The organism is Streptomyces milbemycinicus, from assembly GCF_002154605.1.
Lineage (GTDB): Bacteria > Actinomycetota > Actinomycetes > Streptomycetales > Streptomycetaceae > Streptomyces > Streptomyces milbemycinicus.
In genome coordinates, this window is sequence record NZ_MUNE01000069.1 from 1 (window position 1) to 17,433 (window position 17,433).

The 17,433-nt window shown below is 71.7% G+C and carries 15 protein-coding genes; 8 read left to right on the plus strand and 7 right to left on the minus strand.

Going from position 1 to position 17,433, the window contains the following annotated elements; translation table 11 throughout:
• Positions 1-354: 354 nt before the first annotated feature.
• The 3 genes from CCN51_RS06310 to CCN51_RS06320 form a co-directional block, all read right to left on the minus strand.
• Positions 355-1,683 carry an MFS transporter gene (locus CCN51_RS06310; RefSeq protein ID WP_014180254.1) on the minus strand — a complete coding sequence of 443 codons (1,329 nt, stop codon included), beginning with the start codon at positions 1,681-1,683 and terminating at the stop codon, positions 355-357.
• 71 nt (positions 1,684-1,754) lie between these two features.
• Complete coding sequence (locus tag CCN51_RS06315; RefSeq protein WP_014180255.1) at positions 1,755-2,360, minus strand: hypothetical protein; 606 nt, start codon at positions 2,358-2,360, stop codon at positions 1,755-1,757.
• A gap of 81 nt (positions 2,361-2,441) precedes the next feature.
• Entirely contained in the window at positions 2,442-2,639 is a 198-nt protein-coding gene (locus CCN51_RS06320; protein WP_014180256.1) for a DUF5708 family protein, read from the minus strand.
• Positions 2,640-2,893: 254 nt separating this feature from the next.
• On the opposite strand from CCN51_RS06320, the gene CCN51_RS06325 reads away from it, so the two are divergent.
• The 6 genes from CCN51_RS06325 (at position 2,894) to CCN51_RS06350 (ending at position 8,310) form a co-directional block, all read left to right on the plus strand.
• The gene (locus CCN51_RS06325; RefSeq protein WP_014180257.1) at positions 2,894-4,024 is read left to right on the plus strand and encodes a sialidase family protein; all 1,131 of its coding nucleotides are present in this window, start codon (positions 2,894-2,896) and stop codon (positions 4,022-4,024) included.
• Entirely contained in the window at positions 4,021-5,376 is a 1,356-nt protein-coding gene (locus CCN51_RS06330; protein ID WP_014180258.1) for an ABC transporter substrate-binding protein, read from the plus strand. The genes CCN51_RS06325 and CCN51_RS06330 overlap by 4 nt, the downstream gene beginning before the upstream one ends.
• Positions 5,373-6,311, plus strand: coding sequence for a carbohydrate ABC transporter permease (locus CCN51_RS06335; protein ID WP_014180259.1), 939 nt, complete (start codon positions 5,373-5,375; stop codon positions 6,309-6,311). Before CCN51_RS06330 ends, CCN51_RS06335 begins: the two co-directional genes overlap by 4 nt.
• Positions 6,308-7,249, plus strand: coding sequence for a carbohydrate ABC transporter permease (locus CCN51_RS06340; RefSeq protein WP_014180260.1), 942 nt, complete (start codon positions 6,308-6,310; stop codon positions 7,247-7,249). The genes CCN51_RS06335 and CCN51_RS06340 overlap by 4 nt, the downstream gene beginning before the upstream one ends.
• Positions 7,250-7,291: 42 nt before the next feature.
• Positions 7,292-8,020 carry an NADPH-dependent F420 reductase gene (gene npdG, locus CCN51_RS06345; protein ID WP_043487757.1) on the plus strand — a complete coding sequence of 243 codons (729 nt, stop codon included), beginning with the start codon at positions 7,292-7,294 and terminating at the stop codon, positions 8,018-8,020.
• Between the two features lie 86 nt (positions 8,021-8,106).
• Positions 8,107-8,310: a hypothetical protein gene (locus CCN51_RS06350; protein WP_014180262.1), complete on the plus strand. Its 204-nt coding sequence runs from the start codon at positions 8,107-8,109 to the stop codon at positions 8,308-8,310.
• Here the strand turns inward: CCN51_RS06350 and CCN51_RS06355 are convergent.
• Positions 8,307-9,089 carry a site-2 protease family protein gene (locus tag CCN51_RS06355; RefSeq protein WP_014180263.1) on the minus strand — a complete coding sequence of 261 codons (783 nt, stop codon included), beginning with the start codon at positions 9,087-9,089 and terminating at the stop codon, positions 8,307-8,309. The genes CCN51_RS06350 and CCN51_RS06355 overlap by 4 nt on opposite strands.
• Before the next feature lie 138 nt (positions 9,090-9,227).
• On the opposite strand from CCN51_RS06355, the gene CCN51_RS06360 reads away from it, so the two are divergent.
• Entirely contained in the window at positions 9,228-12,647 is a 3,420-nt protein-coding gene (locus CCN51_RS06360) for an AfsR/SARP family transcriptional regulator (protein WP_086859343.1), read from the plus strand.
• A gap of 65 nt (positions 12,648-12,712) precedes the next feature.
• Here the strand turns inward: CCN51_RS06360 and CCN51_RS06365 are convergent, their stop codons facing one another.
• The 3 genes from CCN51_RS06365 to panB form a co-directional block, all read right to left on the minus strand.
• Positions 12,713-13,540, minus strand: coding sequence for an ABC transporter permease (locus tag CCN51_RS06365; RefSeq protein ID WP_014180265.1), 828 nt, complete (start codon positions 13,538-13,540; stop codon positions 12,713-12,715).
• Positions 13,537-14,550, minus strand: a complete 1,014-nt coding sequence (locus CCN51_RS06370; RefSeq protein ID WP_014180266.1) for an ATP-binding cassette domain-containing protein — start codon at positions 14,548-14,550, stop codon at positions 13,537-13,539. Before CCN51_RS06370 ends, CCN51_RS06365 begins: the two co-directional genes overlap by 4 nt.
• Before the next feature lie 131 nt (positions 14,551-14,681).
• Entirely contained in the window at positions 14,682-15,572 is an 891-nt protein-coding gene (panB, locus tag CCN51_RS06375) for a 3-methyl-2-oxobutanoate hydroxymethyltransferase (protein WP_014180267.1), read from the minus strand.
• Positions 15,573-15,786: 214 nt separating this feature from the next.
• On the opposite strand from panB, the gene CCN51_RS06380 reads away from it, so the two are divergent.
• Positions 15,787-17,412, plus strand: coding sequence for an MFS transporter (locus tag CCN51_RS06380; protein WP_014180268.1), 1,626 nt, complete (start codon positions 15,787-15,789; stop codon positions 17,410-17,412).
• Positions 17,413-17,433 lie beyond the last annotated feature (21 nt).

Below are 17,433 nucleotides of genomic sequence, written 5' to 3' on the forward strand. Positions count from 1 at the left end.
GACCACCGGGGCTGCGCCCCGGGACCGGGAGGGCTGCGCCCCGGCCCCTGGCGGGGCCGCGGCTCCGGCCCTTGATGGGGCTTGCCCCAGCCCCTTGGTGGGGCTCGCCCCGGCCCCTGCGAGGGCTGCGGCTCCGGTCAACTGAAGGGCTGCGCCCCAGGCCCCGCTGGGGCTGTGTCCCGGATCCAGCTGGGGCCGCGCCCCGAACCCCGCGGGGCTCTGCCCCGAGGTCGGCTGTTGGGGCTCCGCGCGTTTCGTCGCGGCCAGCCAGGGCTGGCCGTAGCTCTCCAGCGGTAGCCGGGGCGTCTGGGGCAGGGGGCGGAGCCCCGCCGGGCGCGGGAGCCCCGCCGCGGCCTACGCCGCCGCCGAGTCCGCCGCCCTCGCGCCCGCCGCCTCGCGTCGCTCTCGGACGCGGCGCGCGTGTTCGTCCGTCCTTGCGTCGTACGCCATGAGTTTCGGCAGGGTCAGCGCCAGCAGGCCGATGGACGCGACGCACGCGAGACCGCCCGCCCACACCGAGGCCCGCACGCCCACCAGGCCGGCCATGCCGCCGGCCCGGACCTGGCCCAGCTGAGGACCCGTCGCGTACGACAGCAGCTCGATGCCCGCCAGCCGCCCCCGCAGCTCGTCGGGGATCGTCTGGTTCCACATCGTCGAGCGGAACAGCCCGCTGACCATGTCCGCCCCGCCCGCCACCGCGAGGCACAGCAGCACCAGCCAGACACTCGGGAGCCATCCCGCCACGGCCATCGCCGCGCCCCACAGCGCCGCGCTCAGCACGACCATCCGGCCGTGCCGGTGCACCCGTGAGGCCCAGCCGCTGGTCAGGCTCACCGCGATGGAGCCGACCGACCCGGCGGCGTACATCAGGCCGAGTGACCAGGGCGCGTCCAGTTCGTCGGCGAGGAAGGGGAAGATCGCGTTGGGGAAGGCGAACAGCATGGCGGCCATGTCCACCGCGTAGGTGCCCAGCAGCTCCTTGCGCCGCCAGGCGTAGCGCGCGCCCTCGGCGATCGCCCGCAGCGACGGCTGCTCCGCGTCGTGGGCGGGTGCCGCGGGCGCGAGGCCGAGCCCGAGGAGGACCGAGACGGCGAAGGTCAGCAGGTCCAGGCCGTAGGCGAAGGGCAGCCCGGCGTATGCGACGACGACGCCCGCGAGCGAGGGGCCCGCGACGGCGGACAGCTGCCAGCGGATCGAGCTCAGCGCGGCGGCCGCGGTGAGCTGGTCGTGCGGGACGATTCGGACCGTGATCGAGTCGATGGCCGGGCGCTGCAGCCCGGTGAGCGCGCTGGTCAGAGCGGCCACGACATACAGCGGCCACAGCATGGGATCGGGGAGCAGGCTGTTGGCCAGCAGCAGCGCGGACAGCAGGCCCAGGCCCACCTCGGTGAGCAGGATCAGCTTCCGGCGGTCGACGGCGTCGGCGAGCGCCCCGCCGTACAGGCCGAAGACGATGAGCGGCACCAGCTCGACCGCGCCGATCGCGCCGACGGCGAGGGCCGACCCGGTCAACTCCTTGATCTGCAGCGGCAGCGCGACCATGGTCAGGAAGGTGCCGAAGGAGGTCACCAGGCCCGCGGTCCACAACAGGCGGAAGTCGCGGGAGGAGCGCCAGGGCGCGAGATCGGGCAGCAGGGCGCGCCAACGCGCCCCCGGCGGCGGGGGATGCGGATCGTCCGTCACAAGGGGCCATGCTCAAGCGCCGTCCGCGCCGCCCACAAACGAATTTTTCCCGCCATGCCGCTCCACCGGGTCTACCAGGAGGCCGGTGGCGGGGCCGTCAGCCGGTCGGCCAGCCGGGCGAGGCGGTCGCGGAAGCGGCGGCGGCCGGGCGGCACGGGCGGGCTGTTCTCCCCGGCGGCGGCGCTGACCAGGTGTTGGAGGGTGTCCAGATCGAGGCCCGCATCGGCCGGGGCGGCCAGCGCGTCATGCGCGAGGGCGTGCAGTTCGGCGTGGCCGCCGTCGAGCGCGAGCACGGTGGCCCCGCTCCGGCGCGCACCGTGCACCCGCTCCAGCAGTCCGGCCCCCGGGTCGTCCGGCGCGACCACGAGCAGCGTCTCGCCGCGCCTGGCGCGCTCCAGCCGGCTGAGGCCGACGGACAGATGCGCGGGGGCCGCGCCGTCGGGGACCCGGTGGCGTACGAGGGTGGGGGACAGCTCGGGCAGACCGGACCAGGCGGCCTCGTCGTCGAGGTGCGCGGCCAGGTGCCAGGGCTCGTACTCCTCGCTGCCGACCAGCAGCAGCCCGCCCCCGCGCGGCTCGACCGAGGCCCGCAGGGAGCCCGCGAAGCGGCGGGTGGCGCGCAGCCATTCGGTTCCGGCGAGTACGTCGCGCAGCAGCGCGACCCGTACGGCGTCCATGGCACCCGGATCCTGCCCCGGCGCGCGGGGCGGCGGGGGCGAATCGGGCCGGTCTCACCCCTTTGAGCGGCTTCGAACGCCTCACCCCTTCGAGCGTTGGCCGGCCACGCCCAGGTACGAGCCGTAGAGCAGCTGGGCGCCGCCCCAGCACATCATCACGACCCCGACCTTGGTGAGGGTCACGACGGGGAGCTCGACGTCCCCGGTGAACAGCCACAGCGCCAGCCCGGCGACGAGGGTGACGCTTCCTTCGAGGAGCTGCTTGAGGGCCTTGGTCATCGTGGTGCGCTGTCCTTCGTCATGGGGGCTGGGGGACAACGTCACGCTATGAGCCGCCGCCTGACGGAACCTCCGCCCGGCGGACGAGATCAGTGGCGGCTCCCTGCATCCTTCGACGGATCCGCCGCCAAGTGTTCATGCGCCGTCCCTTGACGCTCTGTGAGGCGAACCCTAAGGTCGCGGCACACAAGGGACGTCCTACGTCCGGTCATTTTGGCGGCGGCACTCGATTGCAACGGGGCATCGGAGGTCGGATGGCAAGCGGTGTGGCAGCGCGTGCGTACGAGGTCTCCGTGCCGTTCCGGGCGGGGGCCGACGGGTATGCGAGCTACCGCATTCCGGCGGTGGTGGCGACGGCGGCCGGGACGCTCCTGGCCTTCGCCGAGGGGCGGGTGGGGTCCTCCGCCGACCACGGCGACATCGACCTCGTCCTCAAGCGTTCGGTCGACGGCGGCCGGACCTGGGGGCCCTTACAGGTCGTCGCGCAGCACGGCGACGGCACGGCCGGGAATCCGGCGCCCGTGGTCACCGCCGGCGGCCGGGTCGTCCTGGTCCATGTGACCAGCGCGGCCACCGCCACCGAGACCCGGATCCGGCTCGGCGAGGTGTCAGCGGCCGACGGGCGGCGGGTGTGGGTGACGCACAGCGACGACGACGGGGCGAGCTGGAGCGCGGCCCGGGAGATCACCGGTGAGGCGAAGCGGCCGGAGTGGCGCTGGTACGCCACCACGCCCGGCCACGCCCTGCGGTTACGCCATGGCTCCTGGCCGGGCCGGATCGTCGTCCCCGGCAACCACTCGACGCCGCCGACCGTCGCCGGGGACACCGGGGCCGAGGGGAAGTACGACGGCGGGCACGATCTGCTCAGCGACGACGACGGCGCCACCTGGCGGATCGGATACGTCGAGGACAACCCCGACGGCTACATCAACGCGAATGAGACCACCGCGGCCGAACTCCCCGACGGCCGGATCTACTTCAACACCCGCAGCGACGCGAACGCGCCCGGCAACCGGGCCGACGCCTACTCGTCCGACGGCGGCGCGACCCTCGATACGCCCTTCAGGCCGCAGGCCGGGCTGGTCGCGCCGGTCGTCGAGGGCAGCGTGCTGCACCTGGACCGTCCGGCAGTAGGGAGCGCGGCAGGCGTGCTGCTGTTCTCGGGGCCCGCCGACCCCGGCTACCGGGCCCTGATGACCGTGCGGGCCAGCCGTGACGGCGGGGTCACCTGGCGGCCCGCGCACACCGTCGACGGGCTGCCGGCCGCCTACTCCGATCTGGTCAGGATCGATGACGCGACCGTCGGACTGCTGTACGAGACCGGCGACTTCAGCGCCTACTCGACGATCACCTTCCGGCGCATTCCGGTGAAGGAGCTGGTATGAGCAAGATGCACCACCACAGTTCTCACGGTCCCCTCCAGGCCCCCGGGCGGCGCGCCGTCCTGGGCGGCGCGGCCGCCGCGGCGGCCGGCTTCGCCCTCGCGGGCTGCGGCTCGGACGACGGGGACGACGAGCCCAAGGGCCGTAAGAAGGGCGAGAAGATCTCGCTGACCTTCTGGTCCTGGGTGCCGGGCATCGACAAGCCCGTCGACCTGTGGAACAGCAAGAACCCCGAGGTGCAGGTCAAGGTCGAGAAGGTCTCGGCCGTGGACGGCGCCCAGTACGCGAAGATGCACGCCGCGATCAAGGCGGGCAACCCGCCGGACCTCGGCCAGATCGAGTACCCGGTCGTGCCCAGCTTCCTCATCGACAACGGTCTGCTGGACCTCACCAAGTACGGGGTCGACAAGTACAAGGACAAGTTCGTCGGCTGGCAGTGGCAGCAGTCGGTGTTCGGCAAGGCGGTCTACGCCGTACCGCAGGCGTCCGGTCCGATGGGCCTGTTCATCCGTCAGGACCTGTTCGACAAGTGGGACATCGAGCCGCCCACCACCTGGGACGAGTACGAGGCGGCGGCCAAGGCGATCCGTAAGAAGGGCGCCTGGATCGAGACCTTCTCGGCGACCAACGGCAACCGTTTCGCGGGCCTGGCCTGGCAGGCCGGGGCGCGCTGGTTCGGCTCCGAGGGCGACACCTGGCTGGTGTCCATCGACGACGAGCCGACCCGTAAGGTCGCCGACTACTGGGAGGCGCTGGTCAAGCAGAAGCTGATCAAGACCATCCCGGACCGGCAGAACGCCTGGTACAAGGACGTCCAGACCGGCGCGATGGCCTCCTGGCTCGGCGCCAGCTGGGGCGATGCGCTGCTGGTCGGCAACGCCCCGAAGACCAGCGGAAAGTGGCGGGTCGTGCCCATGCCGCAGTGGAAGAAGGGCGATGGGGCCTTCGCCAACTGGGGCGGGTCCACCACCGCGGTCTTCGCCAAGAGCAAGTACCCCCAGGACGCGCTCAAGTTCGCGATCTGGCTCAACACCGACCCCGAGTCGATCAAGCTTCTGATCGACAACGGCTATGGCACCCCGGCCGCCAAGCAGGGCTACACCACCTCCCAGCTGGATGTGCACAAGGACTTCATGGGCGGCCAGGAGTACAGCAAGGTGTTCGACGCCGCGAGCAAGGGCGTGGACACCAGCTGGCGCTGGGGCCCGGCCACCGACACCCTCTACCAGCGGCTCGGCGACGCCTTCACCGGGGCCCTCGGCGACGGCGGCTCCTTCCGGTCCGTACTGAAGAAGGTGCAGGGCGAGACGATCACCGATCTGAAGGAAAAGGGACTGCAGGTGAAGGCCGGGTGAGACGCCCCACCCACACGGAGGCCCGCAGCGCGCGGGCGGCGGCCGGGTTTCTGCTGCCTTTCCTCGCGCTGTTCCTGCTGTGCTTCATCGCACCCATCGGATATGCCCTGTACGAGAGTCTGCTGAGGGTCGAGCGCACCGGCGCGCTCGGCCTCGGCGGCGAGACCAAGGAGGTCTGGGCGGGCCTCTACAACTACACGCACGCACTGGAGGACGACCGCTTCACCGCCGGATTCGGGCGGGTGCTGCTGTTCGGCGCCGTCCAGATCCCGGTGATGATCGTGCTGGCCACCGGGCTCGCGCTGCTGCTGGAGGCGGCGTCCGCCCGCTGGGTGGGCTTCTTCCGGACGGCCTTCTTCCTGCCGTACGGGGTGCCCGGCGTCATCGCCTCGATCCTGTGGGGCTTCCTCTACGTACCGGGCATCAGCCCTCTGGTGGAGATGGCCCACTCGGCGGGCTGGGACGTGGACTTCCTGGGCCGCTCCACCGTGCTGTGGTCCATCGCCAACATCGTCACCTGGCAGTTCACCGGCTACAACATGCTGGTGCTGATCGCGCAGCTGAAGTCCGTGCCCGGTGAGCTGTACGAGGCGGCGCGTATCGACGGGGCCAGGGCCTGGCAGATCGCCTGGCATATCAAGCTGCCGCTGATCCGGCCCGCGCTCGTGCTGACCACCGTCTTCAGCATCATCGGCACCCTCCAGCTGTTCGCCGAACCCAAGGTGCTCAAACCGCTCAGCAACTCCATCGACTCCGGCTACACACCCAATCTGGCCGCCTACAACGAGGCGTTCACCAGCAACAACCAGCACATCGCGGCGGCTGAGGCGGTGCTGCTCGCACTCGTCGCCTGCGTACTGTCCTTCAGCTTCCTCAGGCTCGTGGGACAGCGAGAGCCCAGAGGGTCCAAGGGGAAGGGCGGGACGAGCAGGTGAGCACCGAGGTCACCCAGCAGATCCCGGCGGACGGCACCCCGGCGCCGGGCACCGGTGCGAGCGCACCGCGCCGCCCCGGCCGCCGCCGGGACGGCCGGCAGCCGCCGCTGCGCTACCGCATCATCACCGTCTCGCTGCTCGCCGTCGCGGCCGTCTACTTCCTGGTCCCGGTCTACTGGCTCGTGGTGTCGTCGACCAAGTCCAGCAGCGACCTCTTCGGCACCTTCGGCTTCTGGTTCCACGATCCGCACCCCATCGACTATCTGCACCGGGTGCTGACCTACGACGACGGCATCTACGTCCGCTGGTTCGCCAACAGCCTGATGTACGCGGGCGTCGGCGCGCTGGCCGCCACCCTGCTGTCGGCCGCCGCCGGGTACGCCCTGGCCAAGTTCCCCTTCCCCGGGCGGGAGGGCGTCTTCAACGTCATCCTCGCCGGGGTGCTCATCCCGGGCACCGCGCTCGCCCTCCCGCTGTATCTCCTCTTCAGCGAGATGGGGCTCGCCAACACCTATGCCGCGGTGCTGCTGCCCAGCGTGGTCAGCCCCTTCGGGGTCTATCTGTGCCGGATCTACGCGGCCGCCGCCGTGCCCGACTCACTGCTGGAGGCGGCGCGGATCGACGGCGCGGGCGAGGCGCGGATCTTCTCCACGCTCGGGCTGCGGCTGATGACCCCGGCGCTGGTGACCGTGTTCCTGTTCCAGTTCGTGCATATCTGGAACAACTTCTTCCTGCCGCTGGTCATGCTCTCGGACTCCGATCTGTACCCGATCCAGCTGGGGCTCACCTCCTGGCAGGGGTACGCGGACCGGCAGCCCGAGCTCTACCAGTACACGGTCGGCGGCGCCTTCCTGTCCGTACTGCCGCTGATGGTGCTGATGGGGGTTCTGCAGAGGTACTGGCGCACCGGGCTGACGGAGGGCAGCGTCAAGGCGTGACCGGGGCGTGTCCGCGTCATAGGGCGTGTCAGTATCGCTGTCATGACTTCTACTGCTGCTGGTGACGCGACTCCTGCGAAGAAGGCCCCCGCCAAGGACCCCTGGGACCTGCCCGATGTGTCCGACCTGGTCGTCGGCGTGCTCGGCGGCACCGGCGACCAGGGGCGCGGGCTGGCGTACCGGCTGGCCCGGGTGGGCCAGAAGGTCATCATCGGCTCCCGGGCCGCGGAGCGGGCGCGCACCGCGGCCGAGGAGCTGGGCGGCGCGCAGTACGGCATCGAGGGCGCGGAGAACGCCGAATGCGCGCGGCGCAGCGATGTCGTGATCGTCGCGGTGCCGTGGGAGGGCCACGGCAAGACCCTGGAGGCGCTGCGCGAGGAGCTGAGCGGCAAGCTCGTCGTCGACTGTGTGAACCCGCTCGGCTTCGACAAGAAGGGCGCCTACGCGCTCAAGCCCGCGGAAGGCAGCGCCGCCGAGCAGGCCGCGGCCCTGCTGCCCGACTCGCGGGTGACCGCCGCCTTCCACCATCTGTCGGCGGTGCTGCTGCAGGACCCCGAGGTCGAGCGGATCGACACGGATGTGATGGTGCTGGGCGAGAGCCGCGCCGATACGGACCTGGTGCAGGCGCTGGCGGCCCGGATCCCCGGGATGCGGGGCGTATTCGCGGGGCGGCTGCGCAACGCCCACCAGGTCGAGTCGCTGGTCGCCAACCTGATCTCGACGAACCGCCGCTACAAGGCGCACGCGGGCCTGCGGATCACCGACGTCTGACCGGGGCCGCCCACCGGAAGCGGAGCGGGGCGGGGCATGGGGGACAATGGCCGGGACTGACACATCCCCGGACAGGAGCCGACCCCATGCCCCGACTGGCCCTCTACGCCCTCGCCGTCTGCGCCCTCGCCGCCGTCGCGGCGGTCGTGTCCTTCGCGCGGGGCAGCTGGATCGGCGTCGTGTGGATCCTGCTCGCGGGCCTCTCCTCCAACATGGCCTGGTACTACCTGCGCAAGGCCAAGATGGACCGGGCCGCCGTCGGTGAGGGCGCCCGGGAGGCCTCGGTCTAGTACAGCTGGGGCTCGCCCTTCCAGAAGCGGAAGAACTCCTGACCCCAGCTCGTCTCCCACGCCGAGACGCCCAGCGCCCGCATCACCGCGTCGATGGCGTCGAAGAAGACCGTGTTGACCTCCGGTATCCACAGCACACCGAACACCGCGATCAGGCCGAACGGAGCGTACGGCTCCACCTGCCGCCGTACGCGGTACGACAGCCACGGCTCGATCACCCCGTACCCGTCGAGCCCCGGGACCGGGAGAAAGTTCAAGATCGCCGCGGTGACCTGCAGCATCGCCAGGAACGCGAGCGCGTAGCGGAACACCTCGGGCACACCGTCCACCCCGAGCCAGAACGGCGCGGTCAGCACGATGGCGAACGCGACATTCGTCAGCGGGCCGGCGGCCGAGATCAGGCTGTGCTTCCAGCGCCCGCGGATGCGGTGCCGCTCGATGAACACCGCCCCGCCGGGGAGCCCGATCCCGCCCATGATCACGAAGAGCACGGGCAGCACGATGCTCAGCGCCACATGCGTGTACTTCAGCGGGTTGAGGGTCAGATAGCCCTTGGCGCCGATCGAGATATCACCGCCGTGCAGGGCGGTGCGCGCATGGGCGTACTCGTGCAGGCACAGCGACACGATCCAGCCGGAGACCACGAAGAGGAAGACGGCGAAGCCGGGGCTCGCCGAGAAGTCTGTCCACACCGCCCATCCGGACACGCCCATGATCGCGACCAAGGCGAGGAACACGGGACTGATCCGCCGATTGCGGCGGCTGACTGCGGTGGCCATGCGTGATGTCTCTCCGTGGGGGTGGGGCTGTGCGGTGGGGTGATCGGGAAACGTCGAGCGGGGTGCGGGGAGTTCCGGGGCGATGCTAGGGGCGAACAGCTGAGCGGACCAGCCGCCGCCGTGCATGACAATAGGTCGGTGCGCTACGCCATACTCGGCACCACCCAGGCCCGACGCGACGACGGCACCCCCGTCGCGCTCGGCGGCACCCGTCTGCGCGCGCTGCTGGCCGTACTGGCGCTGCACCCCGGACGGGCGCACACCACCGGCGCGCTGATCGAGGAGATCTGGGACGCCGACCCGCCCGCCGACGGGAACGGCGCGCTGCAGGCCCTCGTCGGCCGCCTGCGCAGGGCCCTCGGCAAGGACGCCGTGCGCTCGGTCCCCGGCGGCTACCGGCTGTGCGCCGACCGCGACGACGTCGATCTGCACCGCTTCGAACGCCTCGTGGACGAGGGGGCCAGGGCCCTGGACGACGGCGACCCGGCCAAGGCCGCCGCCGTCCTCGACGACGCCCTCGCCCTGTGGCGCGGCCCGGCCCTCGCCGACCTCCCCGGCGGCGGCTCGGCGGCGGCCCGGGCCGAGGCCCGCCGGCTGGACGCCCGTCGCTGCCGTATCGCCGCCGACCTCGCCCTCGGCCGGGCCGACCAGGCCCTGCCCCAGCTTGCCGAACTCTGCGCCGCGCATCCCTTCGACGAGCCCCTGCACGCCCTGCGGATCCGTGCCCTGCGCGACGCGGGCCGCCCGGCGGAGGCGCTGACCGCGTACGAGGCGATCCGCGTCGAGATCGCCGACCGGCTCGGCGCTGACCCCGGCCCCGCCCTGCGCGCGCTCCACGCCGAGCTGCTGGACCCGGCGGCGTCTGCCGTAGCCGTTGCATCTGCCGTAGCCGCTGCGTCTGCCGCGCCGCGGCCGGTCTCCGAAGGTGCGCCGCCCCGGCGGCCGGATGCCCGGCCCGGGGTGCGGAGCGGCAATCTGCGGGCCCGGCTCACCAGCTTCGTCGGCCGTGAGACGGATCTCGGCGTGCTGCGCGCGGACCTGGCCGGGCAGCACCGGCTCATCACCCTCCTCGGGCCCGGTGGGGCCGGGAAGACACGGCTGTCGCAGGAGGCCGCCGAATCGGTGGTGGAGGCCTGGCCGGACGGCGTCTGGCTGGCCGAGCTGGCGCCCGTGGACGACCCGGGGACCGTGCCCGAGACGGTGCTCACCGCGCTCGGGGCGCGCCAGACCGTCATCCGCAGCACCGCCGCGGAAGGGCTGCGGGCCGCGGCCGACCCGACCACGTTCGACCCGCTCGCGCGGCTCGTGGAGCACTGCGCGCCGCGCCGCATGCTGATCGTGCTCGACAACTGCGAACACCTCGTCGATGCCGCCGCCCGGCTCGCCGAGACCCTGCTCACCCGCTGCCCCGGCGTCACCCTCCTGGCCACCAGCCGGGAGCCGCTGGCCGTCCCGGGCGAGCTGGTGCGCCCCGTGGATCCGCTGCCGGACCCCGTCGCGCTGCGGCTGCTCCAGGACCGGGGCGCGGCGGCCCGGCCCGGCTTCCGGGTGGACGACGACCCGGCGGCCTGCGCCGAGATCTGCCGCAGGCTCGACGGTCTGCCGCTGGCCATCGAGCTGGCCGCGGCGCGGCTGCGGTCGCTCACCCCGCGTCAGCTCGCCGACCGGCTCGACGACCGCTTCCGCCTGCTGACCAGCGGCAGCCGGACCGTACTGCCCCGCCAGCAGACGCTGCGCGCGGTCGTCGACTGGTCCTGGGACCTGCTCGACGAGCGGGAGCGCACCGTGCTGCGCCGGCTGTCGGTCTTCGCGGGCGGCTGCGACCTGGCCGCCGCCGAGGCCGTATGCGGGGACCCGGGCGACCCGAGAGACCCGGGCGACCCGAGAGACCCGGGCGACGGAGTTGAGAGGGCCGGCGCGGTCGATCCCCTCGACGTCACCGCCCTGCTCGGCTCGCTCGTCGACAAATCCCTGGTCGTCGCCACCCCCGACGCGGCGGGCGGGATGCGCTACCGGCTGCTGGAGACCGTCGCCGAGTACGCCGCCGAACGGCTCGAACAGGCCGGGGAGCGCCCGGTGGTCGAGCGGCGGCACCTGGTCGCCTACCGGGAGCTGGCCCGCACCGCCGACCCCCTGCTGCGCGGCCGGGAGCAGCGCGTATGGCTCGACCGGCTGGAGGCGGAGCACGACAACCTGCGGGCCGCGCTGCGCCGCGCCGTCGCCGCGCGCGATGAGCAGGAGGCGCTGTGCCTGGTGCTGTCGCTCGGCTGGTTCTGGCAGCTGCGCGGCCACCGCGGTGATGCGCGCCATTGGTCGGCCGCCGCGGCGGCGCTCGGCCCCAACCCCTTCGCGCCGCCCGTGGCCTCGGCGCCCCCGCTCCTCCCGGCCTCCACGGACCGGCCGCCGCCCATGCCGCCCGACCTGCTCGAGGAGGCGCGGCGCGGGGTGCGGCTGATCGGGCTGTCCAATATCGACGGCGATATGCGGAAGTTGGGCAGCGAGGAGGCGCGGCGCGAACTTGAGGGGATCATCTCCGCGTACCGTCCGGGGCTGCCGCAGAACTGCCGCGTACCGGGCTTCATGTGGTTCTACGCCGTGCTGCTCACGGGCGACTTCCCGCTGCTGCGGGAGATCGTCGAAGAGGGGGTGCGCAGCTGCCGGGAGCTCGGCTACGAGTGGGAGACCGCCCTGATCCTGCAGCTGCGCGCCAAGATCCTGGGCGACCGGGTGGAGGACACCGACGAGGCGCGGCGGGCCGCCGACGAGAGCCTGGAGATCTTCACCCGGCTCGGGGATGTGTGGGGCGTGGCCGAGGCCCTGTCCGGCCGCGGCGAGCTGCTGGAGCAGCGCGGCGAGAGCGAGGCGGCCGCCGCCGACTACCGCGCGGCGATCGGCTGTGCCGAGCAGCTCGGCGCGCTGTCGCAGGTGTCGCTGTTGCGGGCCCGGCTGGCCGGGGTGATGGTCGAGAGCGGGGTGGCGGCGAAGGTCGCCGAGGGCGAGCGGATCCTGCGCGAGGTGGTGGAGCAGGGGCAGCATATGGAGGCCGAGGCGCTGGCGTACGCCCGGCTGCATCTCGCCATGCGGTGCGGCAACAGGGGGGCCACCCAGGAGGCGCGGGACCATCTGGAGCAGGTGCTGGCGGTGTTCGACCAGCGTGCGCTCGACATCTTCCAAGGGCTCGTGGGGGGGCTGCTCGGCTGGCTGGATCTGCTCGAAGGACGTCCCGCGGACGCCTTGTTGACGCTGCGGGGAGCCTTGGCCAAGGGCAGCGACCCGCTGGCCCGGATGATCGCGCCGCAGATGCAGATCGTCAACGTCCTGATCGGCGCCCGGGCGCTGGCCGCGCTGGGCGGCGCTGCGCATGCCGAGACCGCGGCGCGGCTGGTCGGCGCGTACGACGTGCTGCGGCCGACCGGCTATCTCGTCACGACGATGGAGGTCACCAACCGCGAGCGGACGGTGGCCGCGGCGCGGGACCGGCTGGGCGAGGCGGCGTACGAGCGGGCATACGCCGAGGGCGGCGGCCTGTCCCTGGAGGAGGCCACCGCCCTCGTATGAGGCGGCTCGTACGAGGCCGCTCGTATGAGGCGGCGGGTGCTGCGGGTTGCTGTGCTGCGCGCGGTTCAGGTCTTGTTGCGGAACTTCGCCACCGCCAGCGGTGCGGTGACCACCGTGATGGCCAGCGCCCAGATCACGACCATGGTCACCGGATGCGCCACCGCCCCATGACCACTGGTCAGCGCCCGGGCCCCGTCCGCGAGCTGGGACAGCGGGTTGTACTTGGTGAAGGACTGCAGCCACCCCGGCATGGTCGCCGTCGGGGCGAAGATGGACGAGCCGAACTGCAGCGGCATGATCACGAGGAACCCCAGTCCCTGCACGGCCTGAGGGGTCTTCAACGACAGGCCGAGCAGCATGAATATCCAGGTCAACGAGGAGCCGAAGAACAGGGCCAGGGCGACCGCGGCCAGCAGCTCGACGGGGCCGGTCTTGAGGTCGAACCCCATGATGAAGCCCATGACCAGCAGGACCACGGTGGACACCAGCATCCGGCCGGTCTCCACGATCAGCTTGGCGATCAGCACCGAGGAGCGGGCGATGGGCATCGTGCGGAAGCGGTCCATGACGCCCTTGTTGAAGTCGTCATTGACGCCGGTGCCGACCGACATCGCGATGTTCAGCCCGCCCATCGCCATCATCCCGGGGATGAAGTAGTTCACATAGGCGCTCCGGTCGCCCTGCGCCACCGCGCCGCCGAAGACGTACACGAACAGCAGCGAGAAGACGATCGGCATCAGCAGGGCGTCGAACATCGACTCCGGGTCCTGCTTGATCTGCAGCGCGTTACGCCGCACCAGCGCGCCGATATGGCGCAGATTGGCGCGCAGCCCGATCCGGCCCTCTCCGGGCAGCGCCTTCACGGGCGCGGAACTCACCGTCGCGGCGCTCACGCGGCGACCTCCTCAAGTGCGTCGTGCGTCTCGGCTATGGACGTCTTCTGGCCGGTGATGGCCAGGAACACCTCGTCCAGGCTGGGCAGATGGGTGTCGATCCCGGAGATCGCGAAGCCGCGCTCGCCGAGCAGGCCGATCACGGCGGTCAGCTGCTCATCGCTGATGATCGGCACATTGACCAGGCCCTCCTCCACATCCGCGGTAGCGCCGCCGACGCCGTCGAGCCCCGCCTGGGCGATGGCGCCGACCATGCGGTGCAGCTCTTCCGGGTCGGTCGGGCGGATCTGCAGGGTGCGGCCGCCGACCTTGGCCTTGAGCTCGTTGACCCGGCCCTCGGCGATGACCTTGCCCTGGTCGATGACCGTCAGATCGTCCGCCAGCTGCTCGGCCTCCTCCATGTACTGCGTGGTCAGCAGGACCGTGGAGCCCTCGGAGACCATCCGCTTGACCTCGTCCCACACCTCGTTGCGGGTGCGCGGGTCCAGACCGGTGGTCGGCTCGTCCAGATAGAGCACGGCGGGCTGGCCGATCATGGACGCGGCCAGGTCGAGCCGGCGGCGCATACCGCCGGAGTAGGTGCGCGCGGCCCGCTTGGCCGCGTCGGTGAGGGAGAACCGCTCCAGCATGGCGTCCGCCCGCGCGCGGGCGTCCTTACGGGGCAGATCGAGCAGCCGCCCGATCATGTACAGGTTCTCCCAGCCGGAAAGCTTCTCGTCGACCGAGGCGTACTGCCCGGTCAGCCCGATCGTGCGGCGCAGCTGCCGGGGCTGGCGCACCACGTCGTACCCGGCCACCATCGCGGTGCCGGCGTCCGGCACCAGCAGGGTGGACAGGCAGCGGACGAGGGTGGTCTTGCCCGCGCCGTTGGGCCCGAGCACGCCGAGGACGGTGCCCTCGGGCACGGTCAGGTCCACTCCGTCGACGGCTTTCGTGTCGCCGAAGTGTTTGACCAGCCCCCGCACTTCGACGGCGTTGCCGCCGCTGGTCGTGTGTTCGTATCGCGTCATACCACCACGATGACAGCCGCTACCGACAACCCACCGACAAGTCGCAGACAAGCCGCAGACATCCAGCAGACAGGGCGGCAGACAGCCCGCCGACGGGGGAAGATCGGCGGGCTGTCGGCGTGCCGCGGTGGCTAGTGGAAGGAGTGCTCCGCGGCCGGGTAGGCGCCGCCGACGACATCCTCCGCGAAGGCGCGCGCCGCGTCTCCGAGGGTCTGGCGCAGCTGCGCGTACTGCTTGACGAAACGCGGCACGCGGCCGCCGGTCAGACCCGCCATATCGGTCCACACCAGGACCTGTGCGTCGCAGTCAGGCCCGGCGCCGATGCCCACGGTCGGGATGTGCAGCGAGCGGGTGACCTCGCCGGCCACCTCGGCCGGGACCGTCTCCAGCACGACCGCGAAGGCGCCCGCGTCCTGTACGGCCTTGGCGTCCCGCAGCAGCTGCTGCGCGGCCTCCTCACCGCGCCCCTGCACCGGATAGCCGCCGTACGCGTTGACGGACTGCGGGGTGAGGCCGACGTGGGCCATGACCGGGATGCCGGACTGGACCAGCAGCTCGATCTGGTGGGCGGAGCGCTCGCCGCCCTCCAGCTTCACCGCGCCCACCCCGGCCTCCTTGACCAGGCGGGTGGCGCTGCGCAGCGCCTGCACCGGGCCTTCCTGGAACGAGCCGAAGGGCAGATCGCCGACGATCAGGGCGCGCTTGGTGCCCCGTACGACGGCGGCGGACAGGATGGTGATCTCGTCCATGGTGACCGGCACGGTGGACTCGTAGCCGAGGTGGCAGTTGCCCATCGAGTCGCCGACCAGCATGACCGGGATGCCGGCCTCGTCGAAGACGGAGGCGGTCATCGCGTCATAGGCGGTGAGCATGGGCCACTTCTCGCCGCGCTCCTTGGCGGCGGCGATATCGCGGACGGTGATACGCCGGGACCCCTTCCCTCCGTACAGCGCCTTTCCGGCCTCGGGCGGACCGGTCCCGCTGCTGTCGGGCTTTTTCCCGGCAGGGCTGACGTGCGTCATTGCGACGGCTCCTGTTCGTCATCTCGAGGCGCCCTCACGGCGTCCCCGGACCACCCCCATGCTGGCATGCGGTGCCGCCGGGCGAAAGTGGGCCCCGCTCGGCGTACGCGGGACCCCGCTCGGCGTGCGCGGGACCGTAAAGGCGGGTAAAGGCTCGCAAAGACTTTCTAATACGAGACGGTTCCGTATCGGAACGCGACCTAGCCTGGGCCATATGGCATCCCCCTCCGACACCCAGGACGCCCCCGCCGTGAGCGGCGTCCCCGAGGCGATCCACCGCAGACGGTGGGCGATCCTGGTCGTGCTGATGCTCAGCGTCCTGGTCGTCGTCCTCGACAACTCCATACTCAACGTGGCGATGAAGACCATCGCCTCGCCCAAGCCGACAGGGCTCGGCGCCGGCCAGAGCCAGCTGGAATGGGCGATCAACTCCTACACCCTCGTCTTCGCCGGGCTGCTGTTCACCGCAGGTCTACTCGGCGACCGGCTGGGCCGTAAAAAGGTGCTGCTCAGCGGCATGGTGATCTTCGGCATCGGGTCGGTGCTCGCCGCGTACTCCAGCTCGCCGGGCGAACTGATCGGCTTCCGGGCGCTGATGGGCCTGGGCGCGGCGTTGGTGATGCCCGCCACCCTCGCCATCCTGGTGAACGTCTTCGAACGCGACGAGCAGCCCAAGGCCATCGGCATCTGGACCGCGGCCGTCGGCCTCGGCATCGCGATCGGCCCGATCACCGGCGGTGTGCTGCTCGAGCACTTCTGGTGGGGCTCGGTCTTCTTCGTCAATGTGCCCGTTGTCATCATCGCGCTGATCGCGATGTCGCTGCTGGTCCCCGACTCCAAGGACCCGGCGCCCGGCCGGCTCGACCCCGGCGGTGTGCTGCTGTCGGTCGTGGGTCTGGTGCTGCTGGTGTACGGCATCATCAAGGGCGGTCAGCTCGCCGACTTCTCCGATGCGAAGGTGCTCGGCACGATCGCCGGCGGACTGGCGATCCTGGTGCTGTTCGTGGTGTACGAGAAGCGCAGCGACCACCCGGCAATTGATGTTTCGTACTTCCGAAAGCCCGCCTTCTCGGCCGCCGTCGCCGCGATCGCGCTGGTCTTCTTCGCCCTGATGGGCGTCACGTTCTTCATGGTCTTCTACATCCAGAGCGTGCGCGGTTACAGCGCGCTGGACTCCGGCCTGCTGATCCTGCCGCTCGCCGTCGCCCAGCTGATCTTCGCGCCGCGCACCCGGCTGGTCGTCGAGCGGTTCGGGGTCCGGGCGGTGTGCGCGGGCGGCATGCTGCTGGTGGCCGGGACCATGGCCGGATTCACCCTGCTGGGGGTGGACACCCCCCTCGTGGTGATGGAACTGCTCTTCTTCCTCCAGGGCGCGGGGATGGCCCACATCATGCCGCCCGTCACACTGACGGTCATGCAGACGCTGCCGCGCCAGAAGGCCGGCTCCGGCTCGGCGCTCAACAACACCTTCCGCCAGGTCGGCGGCGCGCTCGGGGTCGCGGTGCTCGGCTCGGTGCTCTCCGCCACCTACCGCGACGGCATCAAGGACTCCCTGGCGGCAGTCCCCGGGCTGCCCGACTCCGCGCGGCACGCGGCGGGGGAGTCCGTCGAGGCCACCCTCGGCCTCGCCGAGAAGCTGGGGCCCAAGGGCCAGGCGCTGATCGGCCCGGCGCACGACGCCTTCGTCCACGCCATGCACATCACCGCGCTCGGCTCGGCGGCCGTCGCTCTCTTCGGCGCGCTGGTCGTGCTGGCCTTCCTGCCCGGCAAGGCCGCCGCCGAAGGCGCGCCCGGCGGCGACCGGCCGCGGGAGAGCGCGGGGACAGGAGCGGGGCGATGACCGCGCGCGACGGGGCGTTGG